Below are 25009 nucleotides of genomic sequence, written 5' to 3' on the forward strand. Positions count from 1 at the left end.
TGCAATGTTAAAACAATATTCATTTGATAAAACGGCGGTGCAGACCTTCGCTGACAATACGCCACTGGCCATGAAGACCGAGAACTTACAGGTCTTTTACGGGGCCAACCACGCCATGCACGATGCCAACTTGGAATTTCCCAAGAATCAGATTACCGCATTGATTGGGGCTTCTGGTTCTGGGAAATCGACGTACTTGCGGTCACTGAACCGGATGAACGACGGTATCGCCACGGTCACCGGTAAGATTTGGTATCACCAGGTCGACATCAACGAGCCGACCGTTAACATTTACGAGATTCGACGGCACATTGGGATGGTCTTCCAACGGCCCAACCCCTTTGCCAAGTCGATTCGCGAAAACATTATCTACGCGTTGCGGGCCAATGGCTTGAAAAACAAGGCAGAACTAGAAGAACGCGTGGAAAAGAGCTTGCGGGGTGCGGCCCTGTGGGATGAAGTCAAGGACTCACTGGATAAGAGTGCCTTGTCGCTGTCTGGTGGGCAACAACAACGGCTGTGCATTGCGCGGTCGATTGCTATGGAACCGGATGTACTGTTGTTGGATGAACCTTGTAGCGCCCTGGATCCCATTTCCACGGTCAAGGTGGAAGAGACCCTGTTGGAACTGCAGAAAAAGTATACGATTATCATCGTGACCCACAACATGCAGCAAGCTGCGCGGGTCAGCAGTCAATGTGCCTTTTTCCACTTGGGGCACGTCATGGAATACACGTCGACGGGAACCATGTTTAACAATCCGCAGATTCCGGTCACGCAAGATTATATCGCCGGGAGCTTCGGTTAATGGAGTTCGTGGGTCAGCGCGAGACGCTGATTCACGAGCTTTTTTTGGGTGCCGCAAAGACCATGCTAGTCGTATAATAAACCTATCAAGGTTTTGGGAGGAATTGACGATGAACAGGAAAGTATTTGCGGCGGGACTCGTCTTTATCGGCGCATTGAGTGGTGGCACGGTGCCAGCAGCCGCCAGCACCCAGTATTTGGGCGTCACGACGCATAAATTTTTACAAACCAAACGTAAAATCGTGACCAAGAATGCGGCGAAGACGGCGACGATTACCATCCCCAAGGGGACCGTGGTTCAGATTCAAGCTATCAGTGCCAGCAACGGCAAGACGGCGGTCGGATTGAATATTAATCAGTTGAGCTATCATATTCGCAAGACCGACCACCAAAAGGGTCTCATGACGCGGTCGATTGCGGCGACCACGAAGAATTTTAAACATGTCTCTGTGCCCAAATACTTAGCGTTCTACGCAACGCAAAAGACCTATCCCGACGGCGCATTGCGCAACTACAAGGGAGATGGCAACCTGTTCAAGGGCACCAAGTACCCCAAGAATGATACCAAGGCCAAGCTGGCCCGCGTGCACATCACACCGGATGGCTACCTGGAGTATTACAAACGCAGTGTCTTCATCAACAAGCAAGTCGACGGCAAGCCCACGACTTCCGTAAAAATCACCAAGGCCGTGCGCCCGGGCAAGAGTGGCAAGACGACGCTGTATACCAAGAGTGCCGTGCCCAAGGCCATCGGGACCAAGGTCAAGAAGAGCGGCAAGTATCGGTATCGCGTAACGATTAAGCGGCTGAATCAGTATTATGCCACCACTTTTTACCAGGCCAAGACCAAGAACGTTTTGAACTCGATTGAAATCGCCGCCGGTTACCAGGTCGGCAAACAACAATACTTCATGAGTGAATCCACGGTCTACCCGGAATAAAAAGGAAAAGCAGCGAGTCCTCAGTATCTTCTGAGAGCTTGCTGCTTTTTGCATAATGATTGAAAGTGAAATTCGCGAAACCAGTAGCCTGCGTCAGGCTAGGGTGGGGCCTACAGCGCCAACTCAGATGTGACCATCCCTGGCCAACTCCGGTGAGTTGATGCCTATCAGTAACACTGTGTTAATGAATGACCTGTCGTCAATGCAGCTACTGCCTGGGGTTAAGACGATAGTTACTAACGTGCACTCCCGTAGCCGAGAGTTCGCCAAATATGGGTTCAGCCGTGGGAGTTCCCTTAACGGCGTGGTTCTTGCCGCTTAGGGAACTGGCGTCTTTGAGACGTGTTCTTCGGCTCAAAGCGAGGCGTCGAGACCGTTTTTTGGCTCGACCCGTCTGCCCAAGCGTTCCAACCCATATCTGGTGAACGGTAGGCGGCCAGTTCCTGCTATGAAGCGGTCAATAACTGTTGCGTTAATGATGCATCTTAAATTCCAAATAACGGTCGTTGTACAGTTCGACTTTGGCCGGCGACAGGTCGCGGTAGACCTGCAGGTGGTCGATGGTCGACTGCGTGGGGTAGAACTGGCGGTCATCGCGAATGGCCTTGGGCAACAGCGCCTTGGCCTTGGCGTTAGGCGTGGCGTACCCGATGTAAGCCGCGTTTTGAGCGGCGTTGGCGGGTCGGCTCATGAAGTTCAAGAAGGCGTAAATGGCGTTGTAGTGTTGGGCCGTCTTGGGGATGACTAGGTTGTCGAACCATAAGTTACTGCCCTCACTGGGCACGACGTAGTGGAGGTGGTGGTTGTTGGCCAGCATTTCGGCCGCCTCACCAGACCAGTCAACCGCGATGGCGGCTTCGTCTTGGACCATGTACATCTTGATTTCGTCGGCCACGATAGCCTTGACGTTGGGCGCCAACTGGTTGAGCTTTTGTTCAGCGGCGCGCAATTTTTGCGGATCGGTGGTGTTCATCGACTGGTGTTGCGTGATCAGGGCCATGCCCATGATGTCGCGGGCCGAGTCGATCAACATAATCTGGTCGCGGAACTTAGGGGACCAGAGATCTTGCCAGTGCTGGACCTGACTGGCCTTGACGAATTTGTCGTTATAAATGATGCCCAGCGTGCCCCAGAAATACGGCATCGAATAGCGATTACCGCGGTCGAAGGGCTGATTCAAAAATTGTGGGTCGAAGTTGTGCCACCCGGTCAGCCGGCTTTTGTCCAGTGGCTGTAGGAGGTGGGCCCGTTTCATTTTCGCGACCATGTATTCGCTAGGGATGGCCAGGTCGTAGTGCGTACCACCCTGATTGATCTTGGTGTACATGGCCTCGTTGCTGTCGAAGGTTTCGACGTTGACGTGGTAGCCGGTTTCTCGTTGAAATTTCTTCAGGAGACCGGGGTCAATGTAGTCGCCCCAGTTGTAAAGATTCAAGACCTTGTCGCCGGTACTGCCGCTGGAGCGTTCCAATTGCGCACTGCTGTAAGCAAGCAGGCCGCAGATGGCGAGTAAGCCGATGATCAGACTGACTAAACGTTTCATGAGACCACCTCCCGCTTACGATGCTTGCGTTTGCGACTGGCCTGTTGAATCCAGTAGTAGCCGCCCACCAACAACAGGGAGAAGAGAAACATGACGCCGGACAGCGCGTTGATCTCCAGGTTGATGCCTTGCCGCGCCCGGGAATAGATTTCCACGGACAGGGTGGAGAAGCCGTTGCCAGTCACGAAGAAGGTCACGGCAAAGTCGTCCAGCGAGTACGTCAATGCCATGAAGAAGCCGGCAAAGATACCGGGCGAAATGAAGGGCACGATGACTTGCGATAGGAGTTGCCGCGTGGTGGCACCCAGGTCCTGCGCGGCGTCCAACATGGAAGCCGACATTTCCCGTAACCGGGGGAGTACCATCAAGACCACGATGGGAATTTCAAAGGCAATGTGGCTCATCAGCACCGAGCCAAAGCCCAGTGGAATTTTAAGCATCGTGAAGAAAATCAGAAAGCTGGCCCCGATGATGACGTCCGGTGAGACCATCAAGACGTTGTTTAACGTCAGCAGTGATTCACGGGTGACACGCTTGGTGGTGCGGTTGATGCTTAGGGCGCCCAGTGTGCCGATCAGAGTCGCAATCAGCGATGACAACAGGGCGACCAGCAACGTATTGGCCACGATGGCTAGCATCCGCGCGTCGCTAAAGAGCGTTTGGTAGTGCCGCCAGGTGAAGCCGTGGTAGTTGGTCATGGTCTCCCCCTGACTGAAGGAGTAGACGATTAGAAATAAGATGGGCGCGTACAAAATGATAAAGACCAAGATCAGGTAGGCCTTGGCAAATTTTTGTCTCATCGCGGCGTCCCTCCTTTCGGTCGTTGGTCGCTGGTCAGCGTCATGACGATAATCATGGCGATGATCAGGACCACACCAATCGTGGACCCCATGCCCCAGTTCATGGTGGTCAAAAAGTGTTCCTCAATCGCGGTCCCCAGCGTGATGACCTTGTTGCCGCCAATCAGGCGCGTCAACATGAAGAGGGACAGCGAGGGGATGAAGACGGCTTGGACGCCCGCCTTGACGCCCGGAAGCGTCAACGGAAAGATGACCCGCCGAAAAGTCTGCCAGTTGCTGGCGCCCAGGTCCCGACTGGCGTTGACGAAGGCCGGGTTCAGGTCATCAAGGGCGTTGAAGATCGGTAGAATCATAAATGGAATCTGGATGTAGGTGGCCACGAAGATGAAGCTGGCGTTGGTGAACAGAATTTGTTGCGGGCCAATGCCAATGAAGGTCAAAAATTGATTGGCCAATCCGGCCTGGCTGAAGATACCGATGAAGGCGTAGGCCTTTAACAAGATGTTGATCCAGGTCGGCAAGATCACCAGTAGTAACCAGAATTGCCGGTGCTTCAGCTGATGGAGAAAGTAGGCCGTGGGGTAGCTGATCAGGCCGGTGAACAGGGTGATCAAAAAGGCATACCACACGGAATTCAGCGTCATCTTGAGGTAGGTGGCGGATTGAAAATAAGTGCTGTAATTGCTGAAGGTAAACTGGTGACCCAGGTCAAAGAAGGATTGGTAAATAATCAAAGCGACCGGCGCAATGACGAATAGTGCCAGCCACAGGCCGTAGGGGATGAAGTACAACCAGGTTTTACGTTTCGTCACGGGTCTCATCCTCCGTTTCGTAAGTCTCTAGCCGCGCGTCGAATTCAGCTTCCTTCTCGCCAAAGCGCATGACGTGCAGGTCTTGCGGCCGGAAGGTGATGCCCACGGCCGTACCGTCCTCGGCGGGATTGACCGAGTGAATCAGCCAGTCGTTGCCCAGCCGGTCGGTCGCCGCAATTTCGTAGTAGTCGCCACGAAATAACTGGGTGTCGATGGTCACGGTCAGCTTGGCGTGCTCTGGGGCGGTCAGCGTCAGGTCTTCGGGCCGAATGACGATTTCCACCGGTTCGTTGACCGGGATGCCGGCGTCAGCACATTCGAATTGGTGGCCGCCAAAGGCTACTTGGAAGTCGGCGATCATTTTACCGGGTAAGATGTTGCTTTCCCCGATAAAATCGGCGACAAAATGGTTGATGGGTTCGTCGTAAATGTCGACCGGTGAGCCGCTTTGGAGGACCTCGCCTTGGTTCATGACGAAAATCTCATCGCTCATGGCGAGGGCTTCTTCCTGGTCGTGGGTGACGAACAAAAAGGTGATGCCAAGGCGTTGCTGCAGATCGCGCAACTCGTATTGCATTTGGCGGCGCAACTTAGCGTCTAACGCCGACAACGGTTCATCGAGTAACAGGACTTGCGGTTCCATCACGATGGCGCGGGCAATGGCGATCCGTTGTTGTTGGCCCCCGGACAGGGCGCTGATCTCGCGGTCGCCGTAGTCGGCGAGCTGGACCAGCTGGAGTGCCTGGGCGACCCGTTTTTCAATTTCTGGTTTCGGTGTTTTTTTCAAGGTTAAGCCAAAGGCCACGTTTTCCGCCACGGTCATGTGCGGGAAGAGGGCGTAGTCTTGGAAGACCGTGTTGACGTTGCGCTTGTTGGCGGGCACGGCATTGATCCGCTGACCGGCAAACAGCACGTCGCCCTCAGTCACGTCGGTAAAACCAGCGATAGTTCGTAAAATGGTGGTCTTACCGCAGCCTGATGGGCCGAGAAGGGTGTAAAATTTTCCAGGCTCCAGCGTGAGGTTAATGTTTTTCAAAATGGGATGGTCATCGTAACGCTTGGTGACGTGACGCAGTTCAATAATAGGTTGGGGCATCAGGCGGCCTCCTCTAAGGTAGATTTGGTTGCGGGGCGAACCAGGCAACCTTTTTGATTATAGCGGGTTTAGCAAGAAATTGAAACGAAAAAAGATGGTGGTCGGGTTAGATAATTAAGGTGGACAATTAACACAGCCAGGGCGAAAATTGCGCGTGCCGAAAAAGGCCGAGACCAGTGGCCCCGACCGCGGGATGATGCCTATAGCCTACCAACCGTTGACGAGAAAAGCCATCATCAGGCTGGGGGATGTGTCTAAAGTTAAGCGGACCGGCTAAAACCGACGTTCCAAGACGAAGGTGCGGCGATTCATGGCCACGATATTTTTCGGAGTAGCGCTAAGAAGTTTACGATAAAAAATCTCACAAAACATGGCAATTGTTACATCTATACCTGATAATTAAGGGGCTGCCTCCCCACACTAGCAACAGTGGGGAGGTGAATCCTTATGTTGCAAACTTTTTTTGCACCACTGGTTGTTGGCCTCCTAGTTGCCATCTTTACGGATTGGTTGGAACGTAGGCGGCATAGGTAGTTTTAGGCGACTTCTGACCCACCCGTTTGTTAACTTGGACGTATAAAAAAGCCCCTGACTATTGCAGTAGTCAGGGGCTTTGGTGAATCCAATGTTACAAACTTTTTTTGTACCTTAAGTATATCACAACAGCGATAAATAACAACTGACACACACCAGCTGTCATTTATACCTAAAACGAGATGCTTTGTACATAAATGTAAACCGCAATACAAAAAAACTGCTAGCCGCTAAGCTAACAGTTCCGTGTTGCCCCTGCCAAGGTGTGTGTGCGACGACGGTCAGCCATGACGGTGACCGTCTGCGATGAAGGCAGCTGCGAGTGAAGGGATTAAAAAAATGAGAACGTTATGGGCCACGCTTGGTGCCACCGTTCTCATCGTAAATCTTACTTCAATGGACCTTACCGGATTTGAACCGACGACCTCCTGCATGCGAAGCAGGCGCTCTCCCAACTGAGCTAAAGGCCCATACCACTTATGCATTCTATTATATCACGATGATTGAAAATGTTAATGCAAAAGTGGCTTTTGGCTTTAAAAATTTAGTGTTTGAATCCCTTGAACAGGTGCTGCCAGAGGCTTTGGCTGTCTGTTTGCAACATCAACCGTTGGTATTGACGGCCGATGTAAACGGCGAATAGACCGGTGGCTACGATCAAGATGACCAGCGATCCCCATTGTTCGCCCCAGCCCACGGTACCGTTGATGATCCGCATCGGCATGAAGTATGACGAGAAGAAGGGCACGTAGGACAAGATCTTGACGATCACCGCGTCCATGTTGTTTTGGAACGGGAAGGTGGCGAAGAAGCCCAGCATCCCCAACATGACGACCGGTTGTGCCGCCTTAGAGGCATCTTCGGCCTTGGCGACCAACGCCCCGCTGTAGGCAGCCAGAATCGTGTAGATGACTACACCGAACAACAGGTACAACAGGTTCAGGTTAAACAGGTTGTGGAACACACCGCTGACCAGTGTCTGATGGGCGACAATCAGGCGGTGAATCCCTGCGTAGTTCATGGCGATGGCGTATCCGGCCCAGCCCCCCAGCAGATAGATGACGATTTGGGTAACGATCATCAGGAGGATTCCCGTGATCTTACCCACGAAGTAGCTGGTGGCCGTGGTACTGGAGAAGATGATCTCCATGATCTTCGTGCCCTTTTCCGAGGCAATCTCTTGGGCCGTGATCGAAGAATAGGTGATGAGAATGATGTAGATCATGGTCACCAGTACCCAAAAGGAAATGAGTTTGGCCAGGTTAGAGGTCCCGGTCTTGGTGGCCACGTGTTGCTTCAATACCGGTGTTTGGGCCAGCGCCTTTTGTTGCTTGGGTGACAGGTTGGCCGTTTGGTAATTTTGGACCTGCTGGTATTGCGTCAGAAAGTTCTTGACCTGCGCCTGCAGGCCACTACTCATTGACTTACTGCCGTGATAATCTCCGCGTAGGCGCGCGCCGTCATTGCTGAGGGTGAGGTAGCCGGCCAAGTGGTTGGCCTTGACCGCTTTTTTGGCCGCGGCCACCGTGGTGATCTTGGTGTTGATGTTGTCTGAGTGTTGTGCAAGATAGCCTCGCCGAAGCGCCGGGGTCGCACTAATGACGGCGACTTGACTGCTACTGCGATTACTGTTGGCACTGATGTAGCTGATGCCCGCGGTCAAGGCAATCATCAAAAACGGACCGAGGATCATGAACAGGAAGCTCCAGGATTTTACCTGGCGCAGATAGGTCTCAAAGGTCACTACCCAAGTCTTAGACATGTTCCTCACCTACTTTCAGTCGGAAGATTTCGTCAAGGGTCGGCGGTTGTTGGCTGAACTCCTCGATGTAGTGGCCCTGGGTCAGGGCGTCAAAAATGGCGGGTCCCGCGGTCGCGTCGGTCAAATGTAGGACGTAACGGCGACCGTGCCGCGAAGTGATGCTGGCAACTCCGGGAAGGGTGGCGAGGCGGTCGGCCGACCAATCGGTGGTCACGAACAGCTCGGTCTTCCCAAATTGGTCGCGAACCTCATCCAGCGTGCCGTGAAGGACCACGTTGCCCTTGCGCAGCATGACTAACCGGTCACATACCGCCGTGACGTTTTCCATGTCATGGCTGGAGAAGATGATGGCCGCACCGTCTTGTTTGGCCGTCAGGATGGCCTGCTTTAACAGATCGGCGTTGACCGGGTCCAGGCCACTGAATGGCTCGTCTAGGATGATGAGCTTGGGGTGGTGGATCAAAGTGCAGATCAATTGGACCTTCTGTTGATTACCCTTGGAGAGGTCCTTGATCTTACTCTTGCGGGTCCCCTTGACGGCGAAGCGTTGGAGCCAGTCGTCGATTTGAGGCCGCGTCACCTTGGCGGATTGGCCCTTGAGCCGTGCCAGGTAGATAATTTGTTGTTCAATAGTTAATTTGGGCATCAGGCTACGCTCTTCTGGCAGGTAGCCGATTTGGTCGAAATCAGTGGCGGCCAAGGTGTGGCCTTGCCAGTGAATCTGACCGGCGTACGTGATGAAATTTAAGATGCTATGAAAGGTCGTGGATTTACCAGCCCCGTTTTGGCCGATCAAGCCGAGAATCTGGCCGTCCGGCACGTCAAAGCTAACATCGTTGAGGGCCTTGACGGGGCCAAATTCCTTACTGATGTGCTGTATGCTTAACATGGCAGTTTCGCTCCTATCGCGTTAATGGCTCTATTATACCCGTAGATGGTGGGGAAACTAAAGGCGGGTAGGCACTTTGTAAAGTAGCTGTCATCTAAAGACGAGAGAGTGAGCCAAAAGGCGATTAACCGGCGAGCATTCAGGCTCGCCGACTAATCCCGAGTTGGGATTGTTTGGTTAGCAGTTTTAAGCGGAACCCCGGGATGCCTTTTGGCGCACGTTTCAGCTGTGTAAAAGCGCCCAATTATAACATTCATTATAATGGGGCTTAGAGGCAAAAACGGCCAGCCAGGGCAAAGGGACCCGGTTGGTCGTTTGAAATATGCATTACTTTCTATTCTGTGGTTGCGCAGTGCTGTTGACTTGCGCTTGGGCCGGCGCCACTTTACGGGCGGGCCGCATGTTGAAGATGATGTTGAGTAAGACGGCCGAGAAACTCCCAATGACCACGCCGTTGTTCATCACGATCTGTAAGGATTGCGGCAGGGCCTGGAAGATTTGTGGATAGACGGTCACGCCGAGTCCCAGGCCGATGGAGATGGCGGAGACCAACAGGTTGTTGTTATCCTTGAAATCAACTTGTTGGAGCATCCGGATGCCTTGGACGCCGACCATGCCAAACATGACGATCATGGCGCCACCTAAGACGGGATCGGGAATGACCGTGGCCAACGCACCAATCTTGGGTAAGAGGCCCAAGAGCATCAGGAAGGCCGCGGAGAAATACAGCGGCTTGCGCGTTTTCACGCCAGAGAGTTGGACCACCCCGACGTTTTCGGAGAAGGTGGAATACGGGAAGGTGTTGAACAGGCCGCCTAAGATGACGGCAATGCCTTCCGCGCGGTAGCCGCGTTTCAAGTCTTGTTCGCCGATCGGCTTACCGGTGATTTCACCCAAGGCAAAGAAGACGCCGGTCGATTCGACCATGGTGGTCAAGGAGACCAGAATCATGGTCAGAATAGAGGACCATTCGAATTTGGGCGCGCCGAAGTAGAAGAATTGGGGCAGGTGGAACCAGCTGGCCTGGCCGACCGCCTTGAGCGAGACCAACCCCATGGCCGCCGCGATGAACGTTCCAATCAGGATGCCGGCTAGAATGGATAGGGACTTCAAGAAACCCTTGGCAAAGGCGTTTAAGCCCAAGATGATGGCCATAGTCAGAAAGCCAATGAACAGCAGCTTGGGATCGCCAAAGCTTTTGGCCGTGGCATCGCCGCCTCCCAGGTCCTGAAAGCCCACGGGAATCAGGGTGAAACCGATGATGGTGATCAGCGACCCCGTCACGACTGGTGGGAAGAAGTGCTTGATCTTGGAGAACCAACCGGCACTCAAGAAGACGAAGATCCCGGCACTGATGATGGCACCGTACATGACGCCCACGCCGTATTGATTACCAATGGCGCTCAGGGGTGTCACGGCTTGGACGGCACAGCCTAAGACGACCGGTAAGCCGATCCCGGTCAGCGGGGTACGCTTTAATTGTAAGAGGGTCGCGACCCCACACATGAAGATATCCGCACTGATCAAATAGGCCATTTGCATGGCGTTGAAGTGTAACGCGCCCCCAATCAAAAGGGGCACGATGACGTCACCAGAATACATGGCTAATAAATGCTGAAACCCTAAAATTGCTGCGCGCCACAGGGAAAGTGGCTGGCGAGCCGCTGACGACGTAGAAGTTGCGGATTTGGACTGCAAGACAATTTCCTCCTTGTTGTGATGTCTATTGGCCCAAGGTTGGTGAAAACAAAAAAGCTCCCTTGCAAAAAGGGGGCTACTGAAAACTCGCCGACGAACTCTTTTCATCGGCAAAAAGAGTTTCGTCCTCAATTTGCTTATAGTCCAGAATTTACGGTTCTGGGTAGAAACTCGCCAACCTTATTATGGCATTATATAGGCAATCACATATTTTTTAAATGGAATGTCACTTACTTTACCACGGGTAAATGAAAAAAACAATCCCTGATGTCATTTTCGGATTTTGTGCCAGAGATTTTTCAGAATGTCGCCGAACCAGTGGAATACCGGGCCCCAATCGGCCATGCCGCCGGATGAGCTGTACTTCTTGGGATGGACGTGAACCCCGGGAACATAGACTTTGTCGCGATCTTCGTTTTTTGACATTTATGAGTCATCCTCTCCGAATTCTAACTTAATTTTACCGCAAATACGGTACAATGTGGATAACGAGTTTGGGTGGTGACCGGCAAAGCCGACAGGTTCTACCCCTAACGCTTAACTTTGAGGAAAGAAGCTGACAGTTTTGAAGAAAATTTTAGCGATTCACACCGGCGGCACCATCTCCATGTCGCAAAATGACCAGGGTGAAGTGGTGCCCAACGCCAAGAATCCCATCGCCGAACAGGAGACCATCCTGGCGGGGCGCGTTGAATTGTTCACGGATGAGATGTTTAACCTACCATCCCCGCACATGACGCCCGTCGAAATGCTGCAGATCAAGCAACGCATTGACCAGGCCGAGCGCGACGGCATCGACGGCGTGGTCATCACCCACGGAACGGATACCTTGGAAGAAACCGCGTATTTCTTGGACCTGACCTTACCCAGCACGATTCCCGTCGTTGTGACTGGGGCCATGCGCTCGTCTAACGAGGTTGGTTCCGATGGCCTGTATAACTTTCAGTCTGCCATTGAAGTGGCCGCAGACGACGCCTCACGGGGCAATGGCGTGATGGTCGTGATGAACGACGAGATCCACACGGCACGCTACGTGACCAAGACCCACACCACCAACGTGGCCACGTTCCGGACGCCGACGTTTGGCCCCATCGGTATCGTGGCCAAGGACCACGCCGTGTATTTCCAGAAATTGATTCGCCAAGACACCTGTGATATCGACCACGTGACGGACCACGTGTACCTGTTGAAGGCTTACGCGGGGATGGACGGTAGCCTGTTTGACTTTCTGGACAACGACCAGACCGCTGGCTTAGTCATCGAGGGCCTGGGCGCCGGCAACTTACCGCCACAAACGCTGCCCGCCATTCAACGCCTGTTAGACCGACAGATTCCTATCGTGTTGGTCTCGCGGTGCTATAATGGCGTTGCCGAAGACATTTACGATTACCAAGGCGGCGGAATCGAGCTGCGGAAAATGGGCTTGATGCTGTGCCAAGGGTTAAACGGCCAAAAGGCGCGCATCAAGTTGCTGGTCGGCTTGAGCGCTGGTCTAACGGGCAAGCAACTCGCCCAATTTCTCAGTACGGCGGTTTCCTAACCAACCCTGACGGACTTGACGGGCTATTTTGGTCAATATATGGTAAGATTTTCTGATAATAGGAAAAAGGGGGTCGTCATGTGAATTCAATTGTGAATGACTTAAACCGGGCATCGGACCGGCATTTGCTGGTCAACGTGTATCAAACGAATCAAGATGTGGTTTACACCGGGTACGTGACGACAGTCGGCACATCCGGAATCATCCTCGCGACTTACGATGATTTCGGGATACCTGATGGTGCCGTCTTCTTAGCGTTAGACGTCATCGATGAAGTTGAATTTTCGAGTGAAGATTTGGAAAATATGGCCTTCCGGATCAGAACGGCTCGTGATGAGCAATTCGTCCAGGCCGGGGGTTTGACCATGACCTTTGACCAGCGGCGCGACTTACGCCGGCAGGTCTTGAGCCACGCTTGGGTCGACCACTTGGTGTTGATGGTGGTCTTGAAAAATGATGAACACTTTTACGAAGGCGTCATCACCAGTGTCGCCAGTGATGCGGTGGGAATCCAGCTGATCAATAAGTTTGATTTTAGTGATCAACCGGCCTTAACGTTGAATCCGGCCGATATTGAGGTCATCGAATTTCAGGGTCGCGAATTGACCTTACAAGGTATCGCGGCATCACGCTTGCAACAGCTGACCCACCAGGACCAGGTGGCCGTGACCGATGCCACGCAATTCCACGACACGCTGGCCCAGTTGGTGGGCAAGGACCCGTTAGTGGCGCTGATCCCTAAGCACAATCGCGACCTGTTTTACGTGGGGCGGATCAACCTACTGACGGACGACGCGGTTATCATGAGCCTACTGGATATGACCGGGCAATTCGGTGGTTACACGCTGATGCGTCTGAGCGGCCTGCACGCCATTGTCATTGAATCGGATTACCTGCAGACCATGCGGCTGTTCTCGTTGCTCAACCGAGCACGCCAGCAGCCCTTGCAGCCGGTGTTAAATGATGAGCGCCTGTTCGATGCGACGGTCGATCAATTCCAGGCCCGCCTGAGTCAAGCCGCGGCGTTTCAAACGATCATCCACATTAAACTTGCGGGGGGCGACAGTCTGAGTGGTTATCCCAGTCACGTCGCCGGCGGCCGGTTTATCTTCCATAAGGTTGAGGACGATGCCCTTGACCGCGTGGGAGCGGTGTACCAAATTGACGACGTTGACGAGATTTCCTTCGGTTATCTCGACGCCTACCTGGTCGAACGCCAGCTCCGTATCGAAGGCGAACTTTAAGCCACTAACGCTGATGGTTGCAGGTGAAATGGCGTAAACCAGATGCCTACGGCTGCCAAGAGCTCCGCCTGCTATGGGGAACGCCTGCAGCCTGAGAAGCGGTCTTCCGGCTCGCTTGAAAGCCTGGCCAAGACCGCCAGTCTCTCAAGTCGTCCCACCCAGTAACCTGACCCAAAACGTCAGCTAACTGGGTCGACACAGCTGGCTCTAATCAAATTTAGAACCAAATGACTAACTGCGGTCGGCCGAGTTCGGCCGCTTACATAAGGAGTTTGTTAAACATGAAATGGCAAAAATTACCGCGTTGGGCGCGAGACACGATTTCGGTGGTCGGCGCGATGGCGGTCTTGTTGGTGATCTACGATGCGTTCTTTGCCAAGCACGTCAATTGGGTGTTAGTCCCGATCCAAATCGTGGTGGCACTGTTAGCGGTGGGGGTGTGGAGCTACTTTAGCTACCGCAGTCAACAGAAACGCAAGCTCGCCGAACAACAGAAGGCCGAAGCGGCCAAGCAGCGGCAAGAAAAGCGGGCCGCCGAAAAGGCCGCTGGGGCCAAGATGGCGGCAGCGACCCGCGAGAAGAACCTGGCGCGCAACCAGGCCCATCAGCAACGGCGACACGACTAAGGAGGAAATTGCGGTGGCAGCTGAATTGAAATTTTGTCCGCATTGCGGTGCGGCCGTGAGCGCGACCGATACGGTTTGTCCGCAGTGTCAAACCGACCTGCGTCCTTACCGGGACTCACCTAAGCCGCCTCAATCAAGTCAAAAACTGAATTTGTCGTCGCTGTATGCCAACCCGTATCGGGAGGGCATGAAGCGGCTGAAAGCCAAGGAGGGGCAAGCGCCAGCCAAGCCAAAACGGCGGTGGCACTGGCCCTGGTCAAAGGAGTGAGCATAGTGGCTGAATTTGCAGTGATTCGGGGAGACATTACCGAAAGCAAGGTCGATGCCATCGTCAATGCCGCTAACACCACGTTATTAGGCGGTGGTGGCGTTGACGGGGCCATTCATCGCGCGGCGGGGCCGGAGCTTTTTGCGGCTTGCGTGCCGTTGAATGGCTGCTTGACCGGTGAAGCCAAGATTACCCCCGGCTTCAAACTGCCGGCTAAATGGGTGATTCACACGCCTGGTCCCGTGTGGCGCGGTGGGCAACACGGGGAGCCGGAACTACTGGCCAACTGTTACCGCAACAGCCTGAAGCTGGCCATGGACCACGGATGCCGAACGGTCGATTTTCCGTCGCTGAGCACCGGGGTCTACGGGTATCCGTTAGAGGATGCGGCGGCCGTGGCGGCGCAGACGATTGCGTCGGTGCTGGCCAAGAGTAACGACCTCCAGCGGGTGCGCATGGTCGCGTTTGACGATGCGACCGCGGCGGCTTACCGGGGCGCCTGGGCGCAAGTCGTGGATTAATGTAAAAAATAGACGCGTCAAAACGTTAGCGTACTTGCCAAACGTCTTGACGCGTCTTTTATTTAATCAGTGTTGTTAGTGGGGCTTGGTAGCGATGAAACCCTTTAAAGCACTTTGTTCCTCGCTGGTTGGGGCGAGTTCACCGGTCTTGATGGCGTGAAACTTCTCAACGGACAGTCGAGAGCCAAAGGCCATTTCTCCATCTGTCTTATCGTATTTCTTTTGGTAGGCGATGATTGCTTCGGCCAAATCGTTTAATTCTTGACTCATTAATATCCCTCCAAATGATAATCCTAATGACTGCTTAAGTTCATTATACTAAATTTTTCAGAAATCGGCGGAATAAGTCCCGATATCTGAAGTTTTTTTCGATAATGCTTGCTGAATCGGGAAAAATTGCGTAAAATTAAATGCAATATGAAAATGGGCTGGAATCGCGGTTGTTAACCATTGTCGCAGAATTGTTAGGAAACTAACGTGAGTCTGTCACAGGTTTGCAATGCCCAGCGGTTAAGCTAGTTATTAGAAAATTTTGATAACATCGACTAGTGAGGTGGCAGCGTGAATTTAAGACATATCATTGGCAGCCTCGTGGCCGCGGTAATTATTTTGGGCGTCGTGAGTGGGCTTGCCTGGTTCACGATGGGCAAACACACCACGACGCGCCAAACCACCAGCCCCGTGGGCATTTTAGATGCCCCGCACACACGCAACTTTCGCGCGAGTGTCAATAATGCGGAATGATCCGCCCCGAAGTCGGGTTCGCCCGGCTGTTTCATCTAACTCTTTGGTAATCATTGTGATTACACACTACAGTCACTTGTAGTTTATCAAGCAGGAAAACAGGTCGGCCTTCGGGCAGGCCTGTTTTTCTGTCCAAAATTAGGTGTTGAAAGTAGAATTAACGCGTTGATTGCTGTAACGACGGTGTTTTGACACCTAAATTGGTGAAACCAGACGCCTGCGTCAGCCAGGGTTCCGCCTGCTCTGGGGAACACCTCCAGCCTGAAAAGCGGTCTTCCGGTTCGCTTGAAAGCCTGGCAGAGTCCGCCAGTCTCTCAAGTCGTCCCGCGCTGTAGGCTGAGAAAGGACCTCAGCCAACACCGCCGACACAGCTGGCTCCACCCTGGCTGCCTCCGGCAAGGTAGCAATTATCAGCAACACTGTGTTAATGAAAGACCAGTCGTCAATATATTCGCTATCTGGGGTTAAGACGACTGTTACTGGCGAACGGTAGGCGGCCAGCTCGCATTGTGTGGCTGAAAACGACTATTTTTGACGCCATGAGTCACATGCTAACAGTAGTTCCAGCTGATTTCCGTCTTTCAACCTTTAGTTGGCCAAACAAAAAGCGTCTGGAAAAAATCCAAACGCTGCGTAAGGGACCCTTTGCCGCATCCGTGCTCAATTAAAATGAAACCAGTCGCTCTGGTTGCGGCGGACGTCGTTACGGATACCGAAGAAGTAGACCAGAAAGGCCGCGACGGCTACGCCTAAGACCACCGTCCACAGCCAGTTTTGCGTGTGGATGAAGGTGAAGTAGGCAAAGCCCAGGGTGCTTAAGCCAATTAGAATCAGGTTAAAGATCAGGTGCTTGCTGTGGATAAAGGCGACGGCGAGGGCCATGACGACGGCTCCACCGAACATGTTGTCACCACTGAGTTTACTACCGGGGCTACTGAGCAGGGCATAGAGCTCAATAGCGACGCCCAGTACCAAGGCGAGGTAACCGAAAAATTCTAGAAATGTTAAACGTGACGTTTTCAAGATTGCCACCTGCTTTCTTTCTTGCGGTAGCTCCATTATAACGCTGGTTTAGTGCCTTGAAAATGCAGATGCTGCGTTCGCGTCGGTGATTGACCAATCTTCTTGATCCAGCGCCATTTGCCAGAATTGCAGTTCGTACCAGCTGCTCTTCTTGAAAATAGCTAACAACGCGTCCGTATTGGCTGGCGTGGCGACATAGTTAGCGAGGGCCAGCTGGTCGTGCATGGCACCGGTGTAATCATCGGCATTGTAGGTGTCGATCCAGGATTGGTAGATGGGGACGGGCGACCCGGTGCCGGCCAGCGCCTGACCAATTTCGGCGTACAGCCAATAACACGGCAACAGACCCGCCACGGCGCCCGCGGGCCCCGCTGTCAGCAATGCCCGATAGATGTGGCTGATGTAGGCGTAACACGTGGGCGCGGCAGTCACGGCTGCGACTTCTGCCGGGGTGATGTTGAGCCGGTCAAAGAAGGTCTGGCGCACCGCAATTTCGCCGTCGCGCAGGCTGGCCGCACCGGCCCGTAACTGATTGACTACACGCGGGTCGTTGCTTTGGTCAGCCGCCAGGTCGTGGAGCTTGCCGAATTCGTGGAGATAGTGGTGGTCTTGAATCAGGTAGTAACGAAAGGTAGTGGCGGGCAGGGTGCCGGCTTGCAGTTGGGTGATAAAGGGATGGCGTTTGGACGCGTCCCACAGGGCTTTGGTTTGCGCATGTGCTTGATCAGTAAACATAACAAAACTCCTTTTAGGGTAGACCGATGAATAGCCCGACTTGAACGGCGATGAGACTGAGGGCAAAGACCCACCAGTCGCGCGACCTTAAGGCCACCGTGACGGCATGGGTCCGTGGTGCGCCCTCGACAAAGCCGTGCGAGGTCATCGCAGCGGCCAGTTGGTCGGACCAGTTCATCGCAGCCAGAATGACTTTGAAATACAGTTGCGGTGACCAGACGTGCAGTTCTTGGCCCCGCATCAAGGCCGCAGCGCGAATCGTGGCGACCTCGGCTTGAATCTTGGGCATCAGGTTGAAAGCGGCCAGAAAGCCATAGGCAAATTTTGACGGCAGCTTGGCATTTTGTTCCAACGAGCGGGTCAACGTCAAGGGGTCCGTGGTCTGGGTGAACAGCCCGCCCATGTAGACGTAGACGAACATCCGGGTGAAGATGACCAGGAGAAAATGCTGGCTGGCGGTGCCTTGTAAGGTCAATGACCAGACCAACGCACTGGCAAAGAACAATGGGACCAGCGTCAGCCACAAGAAGCGTTTGAGTGTGACGTGGTTCAGCAGCATCAAGGCCAAACTGACGATGATCAGCACCACGTTGACCGTCCAGACCTGGGTGAAGGACACCTCCAAGGCAATCAAGACGACCAAGGCTAATTTTAAACTGGGATTCATGGTGTCGCCTCCTGATAGGTGAGTTGTTGGTGATCGAGCGCCAGGTGTAAGGTGATCAGGTCGTCGAGGCCGCTGAGCTGGTGGCTGATCATGATCAGCGTCAAGTTGAGGTCGCGTTGAACGGTGGTCAGAATGCGCATGACCACTTGAATGGACGCAAAATCCAAGCCCTTCAAGGGTTCGTCTAGCAGCAACACGTTGGGCGCCATGATCAGCATGCACAGTAGCTGGAGCTTCTTTTGCTGGCCACTGCTCAAAGAGTAGATAATCTGATCGACGTGGTCGGCGAGATTCAGCTGCGTCAACAGGTCCTGAACGCGTGTTGGGGTGAAGTAGGTGTGATTGCCAAATTTTTGCGACAACGCTAACTCCTCAGCCACGGTCACGTTGAGAAATTGCGCGCTGGCCGACTGAAACATCAAGCTAACTTGGCGAGCGTAGCGCTTGCGGGGGAGCTTACGGATGTCTTGGCCGTCGTAGGTGAGCTGGCCTTGATAAGTACCCAATCGCACCAGCGCGCGAAACAGGGTGGACTTGCCGCTGCCGTTGGGACCGGTGATCAGCGTGGCTTGGTGAGCAAATAACGCCAGGTCTTGCGGCCGTAACAACTGCCGGTGTTCGTGACCCAGTGCCAGTTGGGTGCCCTGCAGGCTGACGGTGAGGTCGTCGGTGGGCAACGTCACGTGTGTCAACCGGAGCTTGTCCGGTGTGAACGCCGCAAAACGTGTCTGCGTTTCTGCCGGCGACAACAACGTCAAGTGACCCTGATCCAGCACGGCCAGGTGGTCCACCCACCGGTCGTAATTGCTGAGGTCGTGGTCGGCCAAGATAATGGTCTTGCCGCGCTGCGTACATAGCATCACCAGCTTTTCCAGTAACGCCAAGCGGGTAGGCGGGTCGATGCTGGCAAAGGGTTCGTCTAACAAAATGACGTCGCTGTCCATAGCCACGATGATGGCTAAGGCGACCTTTTGCTGCTCGCCGCCGGACAGTTGCATTAATTGCCGGTCGCGCAGGTCAGCGATACCGATGAAGTCCAGTGCCGCGGTGATCTTGGCGGGGATGGCCGCCGGGTCAACGCATTGATTTTCCAGGGCGAAGCGTAGCTCATTGACCACGGTATCCATGGTAAATTGCGTGCTGGGTTCCTGAAACAGCATGGCCACCGTGGCCGCCCGGTCGGCGGGGCTGATTTGGCTGAGCGGTTGCCCGTCAAAGGTGATCGTCCCAGCATCCGGCAGGGGAGTGAGCCCCGCTATCAGCTTAAGCAGGGTGGACTTCCCCCCACCAGACACCCCGGTCAACAGCGAAAACTTACCGCTGGGAAAGGTCACGTTGAGGTCGTCCAAGACCGGCCGGGTGCGGTTGGAATAGGAAAATGTGAGTGCATGAACGGTTACAGTGGCCACGAAAATTCCTCCAATGTGAAACAGATTTTGCAAACTTTTTTAAAATTAATGAGCGTGAAACAGAAAGTGATTAGTTGCGAGAGCTTGAGTGATTTAAAGTCGAGGCATAGTGCCTAAGAAGGCCGAGAAATAGCTAACCTGCGCCACTCACCGCAGTTGCGAACAACCAACAACGTGAAATAACAGTTAACGCTGTCGTAGCGGTAATGCACCGCAGGAGCCGAGAGTGAAGTGAAATCTAGGCTCAGCCGGGGAATTTGCCAGTGGGTTTTGCTGGCAAATTGGTGACTTTGAGACGGGTTCTTCGGCTCAAAGCAAGGACCGAGACCGTACTTTGGCTCGGTCCGTCTTCCCCCAGCACCAGTCCCCCCCTAGACTTTCACGTAACGGCAGGCGGCCAGCCAATACCAATGTTGCCAAGCCAGCGCACAGAATGGTTATTTGGCGCTGACGTTGGGTAAGACGTGGGCCCGCGCCAGCAGGTTGGTGATCAGCTTGGTCAGCACGCCGCCGAACAGGAAGATCGATAAGCACCGCACTGCAAACAGCAGTACCAGAAAGCCCAAATGATAGGCAGCGTAGCCACTCCGGAACAGGTCCCACGTGAAGGTCACGATGGCCGTGGTCAGGCAACTCAGACTCAGGCTGACCCAGTTGTAGCGTTTGTAGCCAGTCACCGCAAACCCAATTTCGGCCCCGAGACCTTGAACCGCGCCGGAAATCAGCGTGCTAGCGCCCCAGACGCCGCCCAGAAACATTTCAACAACGGCGCCGAGAAATTCTCCCAACGTCGCTGAACCGGGGATGCGGATGATAAAGCCAGCTAAAGGACCGGCCATGACCCAGATACCTAACAGAATTTCATTTGCCAAGGGTTGCAGACCAAATGGGGCCAAAGCGGCCGCCAGGAAGGTGTAGACGGGATTAATGATCCAGAAGATGACGCCCATAAAAATTGCGAGAATCGTGACCAAAATAATATCGCGGATGTGCCAACTTTTCATGAGATGATGCCTCCTATGAGAGTTTTGACGGGGGTGCCCAACGAATAAAAAAATCCCCCACTAAAAACTTAGTAGGGGTTCATTGATAGCTAAATAACGCGTTCCCTTCGCTGGTATTAACCAGAGCAGGTTCAATGGGTTTGATCTCAGCCGCGAGGCACCCCAGTCGTATTTGAATACCCTAAGCGTAACTAATTTGGCGGGTAAATGCAACCGTGACTGGAAAAATACGTGCCGAGTCGTTGATCTATTCAGGATGGAAACGTTTTTTACAGTTTAGTTACAAAGCCCCAAAAGCCCGTCCAAAACGGCCAAATGCGCTATCCGGCGATGAGGAAGAGTGCTATTCTAATTGTTAGTGAACTTAATTATTAAAGGATAGGAAGCACTTAACTTATGAAGAAAAGTCATCTCAATCACTGGGCCTTGGCGCTCGGAGCGCTCGTCACGTTGGGTGGGGCGCTAATGCCGACCTCGCCAGCCGAAGCGGCGGCCTACCACACCGTCAGCACCAAGAAAATCAAGAAGACCGCTTACCACAAGAAACACAGTCAGGGTGCCATTTACAACAAGAAACACACCAAAAAGGTCAGCAACTTAACGACCCATCCCCATACCACCTGGTACGCCACCAAGCAGGCAACCCTCAAGCACGGTAAATCGAAGGGCATTTACCTGTACGTGCAAAACAGCAAGCACAGCGTCAAGGGGTGGATTTGGCACGGTTACTTGAAGCGTGGGAAGGCCCCGTTCGTCTTGACCAAGGCCAAAGCTGCGGTCGCCATGGACGCCAAGACGGGCAAGGTCGTCTGGTCCAAGCACGCCAACACGGCGCGGCCGATTGCCTCCGTGTCAAAAATCATGACGTTGTATCTCACCTTGAAGAAAATCGACGGCAAAAAAAGCAACTGGAATCATAAGGTCAAGATTACCAGTCGTGGCCTGGTGTCGATGAGCCGAAGTGCGGATTGTGGCGGCTTTCATTTTAAATTGAATCATCGCTACACCGTCAAGCAGCTCTACTACGCGGCCTTCTTGGATTCGTCCAACAATTCGGCGATTGCGCTGGGCAAATGGGTCAGCGGTAGTAACGCCAAGTTTATCCGGAAAATGAACGCCCAAGCCAAGGCCTGGAAGTTGGGTAAGGCGCACTTCGTTTCGGCCTCGGGCCTGGAGAACAGTGACCTGAAGCGCTTCGGTTACGCCTACGGCAAGGCCAATGCCAACAAGGTCTCAGCCAAGGATGTGGCGTTGATAGCCCGGCATTTGATGACCAGCTATCCGCGCGTTTTGACTGACGGCAAGATTGGGTCCATGACCGTCAACGGCCAAGTTTGCTACAATTACAACAACCTCTTAAAGGGGCGTAAATACTACCGCGCCTCCCTGAAGGTCGATGGCTTGAAGACCGGCTACACGCCACTAGCGGGTTACTGCTTCGTGGGGACCGGCCACAAGCGCGGCAAGCACCGGGTCATCACGGTGGTGCTGCATGACATCAACGAGTTCACGGAGACACGTTCACTGATGGACCACGCCTACCGCCTGAGTCGCATGAGTAACTAGCACTTGGTCTGCTTGGTACACGCTGGCCGCCTGCCGTTGCGTGAAAACTAGGCTAATGGCCTGCGTCAGGCAGCACAGCCGACTGCCAGAGGGGCGGGTGGCAACGGATTCCCAGTCAGTCCGGGTGAACGGTTCAATTAAATGTGTAAACATAAAATGTCAGGGTGACAGTCAGCGCCCTGGCATTTTTTGTGTGCAGAAGGTCGACAGGGCCTGGCAACCGTGAGATGGGGGCTGTAATCGGGAGAATTTTCAGTGAACGGTCAGGCGGCCAGTACCAGCCACCGTTGTCAGTTCAGGTTTAAATTGATTCATGCACCAACTGATTATGGCAAGAAGTGGTGGATTACGCGAACGTTACATCCCCAACAAGTTAGTTACAAAGTCGCGAGAACCCTTGTCGCGTCAGGCTTAACCATGATAGGGTGGGTGAGAATGTTTGAACAAGAGAGGACAAGTCATCATGAGAGAACACAAAATCAAGTGGGCCGCGCTGGCCTTCCTATTCGCGTTGACGGTCGGCGCGGGTGCTAGTGTTGAGACCGCCCACGCGGCCGTTTACACCACGTTGTCGACCACTAAGTTGGCCAAGACCGCGTACCACAAGAAGAGTACGGCGGGGGCCATTTATAACAAGGCGCACAACCGCAAGCTGGCAACCATGAAGGGGTATCCCAATACTACCTGGTACGTGACGCAGAAGGCCACGTTGAAGCACGGCAATTCCAAGGGGATTTACTATTACGTGTCGAATAAGTCAGGGGCCGTTAAGGGATGGATCTGGCACGGCTATTTGACCAAGGGTAAGGCGCCGTTTGGCCTGAAGTACGCCAAGAACGCGATTGCTATGGATTACACGACGGGCAAGGCCGTTTGGTCCAAGAAGGCCAACACCGCGCGGCCCATCGCCTCCGTGTCAAAATTGATGACGCTGTATTTGGTCTTGCAAAAGGTCGGTAGCGGGTCTGGCAGCTGGAGTGACGTGGTCGATACCAGCAGCAAGGGCCTGATTGCCATGGGGCAAAGTTACTCGTGTGGGGGCTTCCTCTTCAAGAGTGGTCACAAGTACACGGTCCAAGACCTGTACTACGCGGCATTACTGGACTCCTCAAACAACGCCGCGATTGCGCTGGGGAAATGGGTCGCCGGCAGCAACGCCAAGTTTATCAAGCAAATGAACGCCCAGGCCAAGAGCTGGAACTTGGGTAAAGCTAATTTCGTTTCGGCCTCGGGGTTGGAAAACAGCGACTTGAAGGCCTTTGGCTATGCTTACGGTAGTGCCAACGCCAACATGGTTTCGGCCAAGGACGTGGCTTTGATTGCCCGGCACCTGATCCAAGACTACCCGCGGATCTTAACGGATGGTGCCATTGGGTCCAAGTCAGTTGACGGCCAAACGACCTACAACTACAACAACCTCTTGGCTGGCCGGAAGTATTATCAGGCGTCCTTGAACGTAGACGGTTTGAAGACCGGTTACACGCCACTGGCGGGTTACTGCTTCGTCGGGACGGGGCAAAAGACTGGCAAGCACCGGGTCATCACGGTGGTCCTGCATGACATCAATGAATTCACGGAAACGCGGTCGTTGATGAACAAGGCTTACAGCTACAGTAGTATGAACGCGTAAATCATGACTAGAAAACGGCAGCCGCTGATGGGTTGTCGTTTTTTTGTTGGGTAGGTGGACGATTATCTTAATTGGTGCCAACCACCTGTGAAAAGAAAATTCACCAATTTCAGCCGCCACAAACGCCCCGGAAGAAGCCAGTGAAAAACCCGCAAGCACCAGTTTTTTTCATGAATTTATTTGTAAGGGATTATCGTTGCGTTGCGCGCGCTGGCCCGGTATGATGGGATTACACGAATAACGGAAAGGAAGTTGGGGGCAGTGATTCCACGGTTGATAGCAACGGATTTAGATGGCACATTTCTCGATAGCACGGGGCGGTATGACGCGCTTAAATTTGACCAGCAGTTAGCGGCTATGAAGGCTCGGGACATCCGCTTTGTTGTGACCACGGGCGACCCGCTCGACCACGCGCAGAGCTTGTTTTGCCCGTTAAAGCAGCGCCACGAGATTACCTACGTGGTAGAGGACGGCGCCCTGATCACGTCGGCCAACGGGCAGGTGCTTAAAACGGCCGCCATAGCGCCCTCGCTGTGGCTGGCCGCGGTGACTTGGCTCAAGCGCGAGCCAATCATGGCGGATTGCTTTATTTTAGCGTGTGGCTGGAAACGGTCCTACACGCAGCTAGCCGCCGATAGCCAGCGTTTTCGCGACTCGCAAGAATTCTATCCCAGCCTGACGCACGTCGATCAGTTGGCCACGGTCGGGGATGCCATTTTAAAATTAGACCTGACCTGGCTAAAGTCTGACATCACGGCCCAGGTGGCGGCATTCAACCGGCACTTCGCCGGCAGTCTGGTCGCGACCAGCAGTGGGCTGAGCGGTATGAACGTGACGTTGCCGGGCGTCAACAAGGCCGCGGCCCTCGACTTTTTGGGGGACCGCTGGCAAATTGGCTCGGCCCAGATGGCTGCCTTTGGTGATTCGGGCAACGATTTGGCCATGCTCCAGCAGGTGGGCCAAGGCTTTGCGGTGGCCAATGCGGCGCCGGAGGTCTTAGCCGGTGCGCCCCAACGCCTGCAGCACACCAATGATCAAGGTGCGGTCTGTGAACAAATTGACCAGTGGTTGGTTTGAGTGCCCGCTTTGCTAACCAAGTTAAGGAAATGACGCGCCCCTAATCCGCGCCGTACAATGGCCAGTATGGGGG

At 53.8% G+C, this 25009-nt stretch carries 25 protein-coding genes, 1 tRNA gene and 2 riboswitches; of the genes, 11 read left to right on the forward strand and 15 right to left on the reverse strand.

Annotated features, from left to right (window positions below; translation table 11 throughout):
* The first annotated feature begins 4 nt into the window (after positions 1-4).
* Positions 5-808, forward strand: coding sequence for a phosphate ABC transporter ATP-binding protein PstB (gene pstB / locus LKH74_RS07235; RefSeq protein WP_287708099.1), 804 nt, complete (start codon positions 5-7; stop codon positions 806-808).
* Between the two features lie 109 nt (positions 809-917).
* Complete coding sequence (locus LKH74_RS07240) at positions 918-1748, forward strand: hypothetical protein (RefSeq protein ID WP_287708100.1); 831 nt, start codon at positions 918-920, stop codon at positions 1746-1748.
* 472 nt (positions 1749-2220) lie between these two features.
* Here the strand turns inward: LKH74_RS07240 and LKH74_RS07245 are convergent, their stop codons facing one another.
* From LKH74_RS07245 to LKH74_RS07260, 4 genes are read right to left on the reverse strand one after another with little or no spacing between them, the layout of a single operon-like run.
* Positions 2221-3291, reverse strand: a complete 1071-nt coding sequence (locus LKH74_RS07245) for an ABC transporter substrate-binding protein (RefSeq protein WP_135366825.1) — start codon at positions 3289-3291, stop codon at positions 2221-2223.
* Entirely contained in the window at positions 3288-4091 is an 804-nt protein-coding gene (locus LKH74_RS07250; RefSeq protein ID WP_135366824.1) for an ABC transporter permease, read from the reverse strand. The genes LKH74_RS07245 and LKH74_RS07250 overlap by 4 nt, the downstream gene beginning before the upstream one ends.
* Complete coding sequence (locus LKH74_RS07255) at positions 4088-4912, reverse strand: ABC transporter permease (RefSeq protein WP_287708101.1); 825 nt, start codon at positions 4910-4912, stop codon at positions 4088-4090. The genes LKH74_RS07250 and LKH74_RS07255 overlap by 4 nt, the downstream gene beginning before the upstream one ends.
* A complete protein-coding gene (locus LKH74_RS07260; RefSeq protein ID WP_287708102.1) occupies positions 4890-5999 on the reverse strand; it encodes an ABC transporter ATP-binding protein in 1110 nt (369 codons plus the stop codon). The genes LKH74_RS07255 and LKH74_RS07260 overlap by 23 nt, the downstream gene beginning before the upstream one ends.
* A 447-nt stretch (positions 6000-6446) precedes the next feature.
* Here LKH74_RS07260 and LKH74_RS11950 point away from each other — a divergent pair, with 447 nt between their 5' ends.
* Positions 6447-6533: a type I toxin-antitoxin system Fst family toxin gene (locus LKH74_RS11950; protein WP_125575124.1), complete on the forward strand. Its 87-nt coding sequence runs from the start codon at positions 6447-6449 to the stop codon at positions 6531-6533.
* Between the two features lie 397 nt (positions 6534-6930).
* Here LKH74_RS11950 and LKH74_RS07265 read toward each other — a convergent pair.
* The 5 genes from LKH74_RS07265 to LKH74_RS07285 all read right to left on the reverse strand — a co-directional run bounded on the left by LKH74_RS07265 (position 6931) and on the right by LKH74_RS07285 (position 11308).
* A tRNA-Ala gene (locus tag LKH74_RS07265) sits at positions 6931-7003 on the reverse strand.
* 74 nt (positions 7004-7077) lie between these two features.
* Positions 7078-8295, reverse strand: coding sequence for an ABC transporter permease (locus LKH74_RS07270; protein ID WP_287708103.1), 1218 nt, complete (start codon positions 8293-8295; stop codon positions 7078-7080).
* Positions 8288-9184: an ABC transporter ATP-binding protein gene (locus tag LKH74_RS07275; protein WP_287708104.1), complete on the reverse strand. Its 897-nt coding sequence runs from the start codon at positions 9182-9184 to the stop codon at positions 8288-8290. Before LKH74_RS07275 ends, LKH74_RS07270 begins: the two co-directional genes overlap by 8 nt.
* A gap of 327 nt (positions 9185-9511) precedes the next feature.
* The gene (locus LKH74_RS07280; protein WP_179951116.1) at positions 9512-10882 is read right to left on the reverse strand and encodes a nucleobase:cation symporter-2 family protein; all 1371 of its coding nucleotides are present in this window, start codon (positions 10880-10882) and stop codon (positions 9512-9514) included.
* Positions 10883-11002: 120 nt separating this feature from the next.
* Positions 11003-11101: riboswitch (purine riboswitch) on the reverse strand.
* Positions 11102-11152: 51 nt separating this feature from the next.
* Positions 11153-11308 (reverse strand): hypothetical protein, encoded by a 156-nt coding sequence (locus LKH74_RS07285; RefSeq protein WP_167850100.1) that lies wholly within the window; start codon positions 11306-11308, stop codon positions 11153-11155.
* A 130-nt stretch (positions 11309-11438) separates the two neighbouring features.
* Here LKH74_RS07285 and LKH74_RS07290 point away from each other — a divergent pair, with 130 nt between their 5' ends.
* The 4 genes from LKH74_RS07290 (at position 11439) to LKH74_RS07305 (ending at position 15081) form a co-directional block, all read left to right on the forward strand.
* Positions 11439-12422: an asparaginase gene (locus LKH74_RS07290; protein WP_287708291.1), complete on the forward strand. Its 984-nt coding sequence runs from the start codon at positions 11439-11441 to the stop codon at positions 12420-12422.
* An 80-nt stretch (positions 12423-12502) separates the two neighbouring features.
* A complete protein-coding gene (locus LKH74_RS07295) occupies positions 12503-13666 on the forward strand; it encodes a hypothetical protein (RefSeq protein ID WP_287708105.1) in 1164 nt (387 codons plus the stop codon).
* Between the two features lie 281 nt (positions 13667-13947).
* Positions 13948-14292: a hypothetical protein gene (locus LKH74_RS07300; RefSeq protein WP_135366817.1), complete on the forward strand. Its 345-nt coding sequence runs from the start codon at positions 13948-13950 to the stop codon at positions 14290-14292.
* 273 nt (positions 14293-14565) lie between these two features.
* Entirely contained in the window at positions 14566-15081 is a 516-nt protein-coding gene (locus tag LKH74_RS07305; RefSeq protein WP_135366815.1) for an O-acetyl-ADP-ribose deacetylase, read from the forward strand.
* Positions 15082-15156: 75 nt separating this feature from the next.
* Here LKH74_RS07305 and LKH74_RS07310 read toward each other — a convergent pair whose 3' ends face one another.
* Positions 15157-15351, reverse strand: a complete 195-nt coding sequence (locus LKH74_RS07310; RefSeq protein WP_125577738.1) for an LBP_cg2779 family protein — start codon at positions 15349-15351, stop codon at positions 15157-15159.
* Between the two features lie 291 nt (positions 15352-15642).
* Between LKH74_RS07310 and LKH74_RS07315 the strand changes: the two genes are divergently transcribed.
* Complete coding sequence (locus tag LKH74_RS07315) at positions 15643-15825, forward strand: hypothetical protein (protein WP_135366814.1); 183 nt, start codon at positions 15643-15645, stop codon at positions 15823-15825.
* 660 nt (positions 15826-16485) lie between these two features.
* Here the strand turns inward: LKH74_RS07315 and LKH74_RS07320 are convergent.
* The 5 genes from LKH74_RS07320 to LKH74_RS07340 all read right to left on the reverse strand — a co-directional run bounded on the left by LKH74_RS07320 (position 16486) and on the right by LKH74_RS07340 (position 20663).
* The gene (locus tag LKH74_RS07320; protein WP_287708106.1) at positions 16486-16857 is read right to left on the reverse strand and encodes a hypothetical protein; all 372 of its coding nucleotides are present in this window, start codon (positions 16855-16857) and stop codon (positions 16486-16488) included.
* A 39-nt stretch (positions 16858-16896) separates the two neighbouring features.
* Positions 16897-17583 (reverse strand): thiaminase II, encoded by a 687-nt coding sequence (tenA, locus tag LKH74_RS07325; protein WP_287708107.1) that lies wholly within the window; start codon positions 17581-17583, stop codon positions 16897-16899.
* A gap of 13 nt (positions 17584-17596) precedes the next feature.
* Positions 17597-18250 carry an energy-coupling factor transporter transmembrane component T family protein gene (locus LKH74_RS07330; protein ID WP_287708108.1) on the reverse strand — a complete coding sequence of 218 codons (654 nt, stop codon included), beginning with the start codon at positions 18248-18250 and terminating at the stop codon, positions 17597-17599.
* The gene (locus LKH74_RS07335) at positions 18247-19659 is read right to left on the reverse strand and encodes an ABC transporter ATP-binding protein (protein WP_287708109.1); all 1413 of its coding nucleotides are present in this window, start codon (positions 19657-19659) and stop codon (positions 18247-18249) included. The genes LKH74_RS07330 and LKH74_RS07335 overlap by 4 nt, the downstream gene beginning before the upstream one ends.
* A gap of 437 nt (positions 19660-20096) precedes the next feature.
* On the reverse strand, positions 20097-20663 hold the full coding sequence (locus LKH74_RS07340) for an ECF transporter S component (RefSeq protein ID WP_135366810.1): 567 nt from the start codon (positions 20661-20663) through the stop codon (positions 20097-20099).
* An 84-nt stretch (positions 20664-20747) separates the two neighbouring features.
* A riboswitch (TPP riboswitch) is annotated at positions 20748-20838 on the reverse strand.
* 221 nt (positions 20839-21059) lie between these two features.
* Between LKH74_RS07340 and LKH74_RS07345 the strand changes: the two genes are divergently transcribed.
* The 3 genes from LKH74_RS07345 to LKH74_RS07355 all read left to right on the forward strand — a co-directional run bounded on the left by LKH74_RS07345 (position 21060) and on the right by LKH74_RS07355 (position 24936).
* Entirely contained in the window at positions 21060-22229 is a 1170-nt protein-coding gene (locus LKH74_RS07345; protein ID WP_287708110.1) for a D-alanyl-D-alanine carboxypeptidase family protein, read from the forward strand.
* Positions 22230-22692: 463 nt separating this feature from the next.
* Positions 22693-23859, forward strand: a complete 1167-nt coding sequence (locus tag LKH74_RS07350; RefSeq protein WP_287708111.1) for a D-alanyl-D-alanine carboxypeptidase family protein — start codon at positions 22693-22695, stop codon at positions 23857-23859.
* A 261-nt stretch (positions 23860-24120) separates the two neighbouring features.
* Positions 24121-24936 (forward strand): HAD-IIB family hydrolase, encoded by an 816-nt coding sequence (locus LKH74_RS07355; protein WP_287708112.1) that lies wholly within the window; start codon positions 24121-24123, stop codon positions 24934-24936.
* Positions 24937-25009 lie beyond the last annotated feature (73 nt).

The organism is Levilactobacillus sp., from assembly GCF_022646225.1.
Classification (GTDB): Bacteria; Bacillota; Bacilli; order Lactobacillales; family Lactobacillaceae; genus Levilactobacillus; species Levilactobacillus suantsaiihabitans.

Excerpts from the sequence above, each read along its gene's own strand:
- pstB (WP_287708099.1), top strand. The coding sequence starts at position 5 with ATGTTAAAACAATATTCATTTGATAAAACGGCGGTGCAGACCTTCGCT.
- LKH74_RS07240 (WP_287708100.1), top strand. The coding sequence starts at position 918 with ATGAACAGGAAAGTATTTGCGGCGGGACTCGTCTTTATCGGCGCATTG.
- LKH74_RS07245 (WP_135366825.1), bottom strand. The coding sequence starts at position 3,291 with ATGAAACGTTTAGTCAGTCTGATCATCGGCTTACTCGCCATCTGCGGC.
- LKH74_RS07250 (WP_135366824.1), bottom strand. The coding sequence starts at position 4,091 with ATGAGACAAAAATTTGCCAAGGCCTACCTGATCTTGGTCTTTATCATT.
- LKH74_RS07255 (WP_287708101.1), bottom strand. The coding sequence starts at position 4,912 with ATGAGACCCGTGACGAAACGTAAAACCTGGTTGTACTTCATCCCCTAC.
- LKH74_RS07260 (WP_287708102.1), bottom strand. The coding sequence starts at position 5,999 with ATGCCCCAACCTATTATTGAACTGCGTCACGTCACCAAGCGTTACGAT.
- LKH74_RS11950 (WP_125575124.1), top strand. The coding sequence starts at position 6,447 with ATGTTGCAAACTTTTTTTGCACCACTGGTTGTTGGCCTCCTAGTTGCC.
- LKH74_RS07270 (WP_287708103.1), bottom strand. The coding sequence starts at position 8,295 with ATGTCTAAGACTTGGGTAGTGACCTTTGAGACCTATCTGCGCCAGGTA.
- LKH74_RS07275 (WP_287708104.1), bottom strand. The coding sequence starts at position 9,184 with ATGTTAAGCATACAGCACATCAGTAAGGAATTTGGCCCCGTCAAGGCC.
- LKH74_RS07285 (WP_167850100.1), bottom strand. The coding sequence starts at position 11,308 with ATGTCAAAAAACGAAGATCGCGACAAAGTCTATGTTCCCGGGGTTCAC.
- LKH74_RS07300 (WP_135366817.1), top strand. The coding sequence starts at position 13,948 with ATGAAATGGCAAAAATTACCGCGTTGGGCGCGAGACACGATTTCGGTG.
- LKH74_RS07310 (WP_125577738.1), bottom strand. The coding sequence starts at position 15,351 with ATGAGTCAAGAATTAAACGATTTGGCCGAAGCAATCATCGCCTACCAA.
- tenA (WP_287708107.1), bottom strand. The coding sequence starts at position 17,583 with ATGTTTACTGATCAAGCACATGCGCAAACCAAAGCCCTGTGGGACGCG.
- LKH74_RS07330 (WP_287708108.1), bottom strand. The coding sequence starts at position 18,250 with ATGAATCCCAGTTTAAAATTAGCCTTGGTCGTCTTGATTGCCTTGGAG.
- LKH74_RS07340 (WP_135366810.1), bottom strand. The coding sequence starts at position 20,663 with ATGAAAAGTTGGCACATCCGCGATATTATTTTGGTCACGATTCTCGCA.
- LKH74_RS07345 (WP_287708110.1), top strand. The coding sequence starts at position 21,060 with ATGAAGAAAAGTCATCTCAATCACTGGGCCTTGGCGCTCGGAGCGCTC.
- LKH74_RS07350 (WP_287708111.1), top strand. The coding sequence starts at position 22,693 with ATGAGAGAACACAAAATCAAGTGGGCCGCGCTGGCCTTCCTATTCGCG.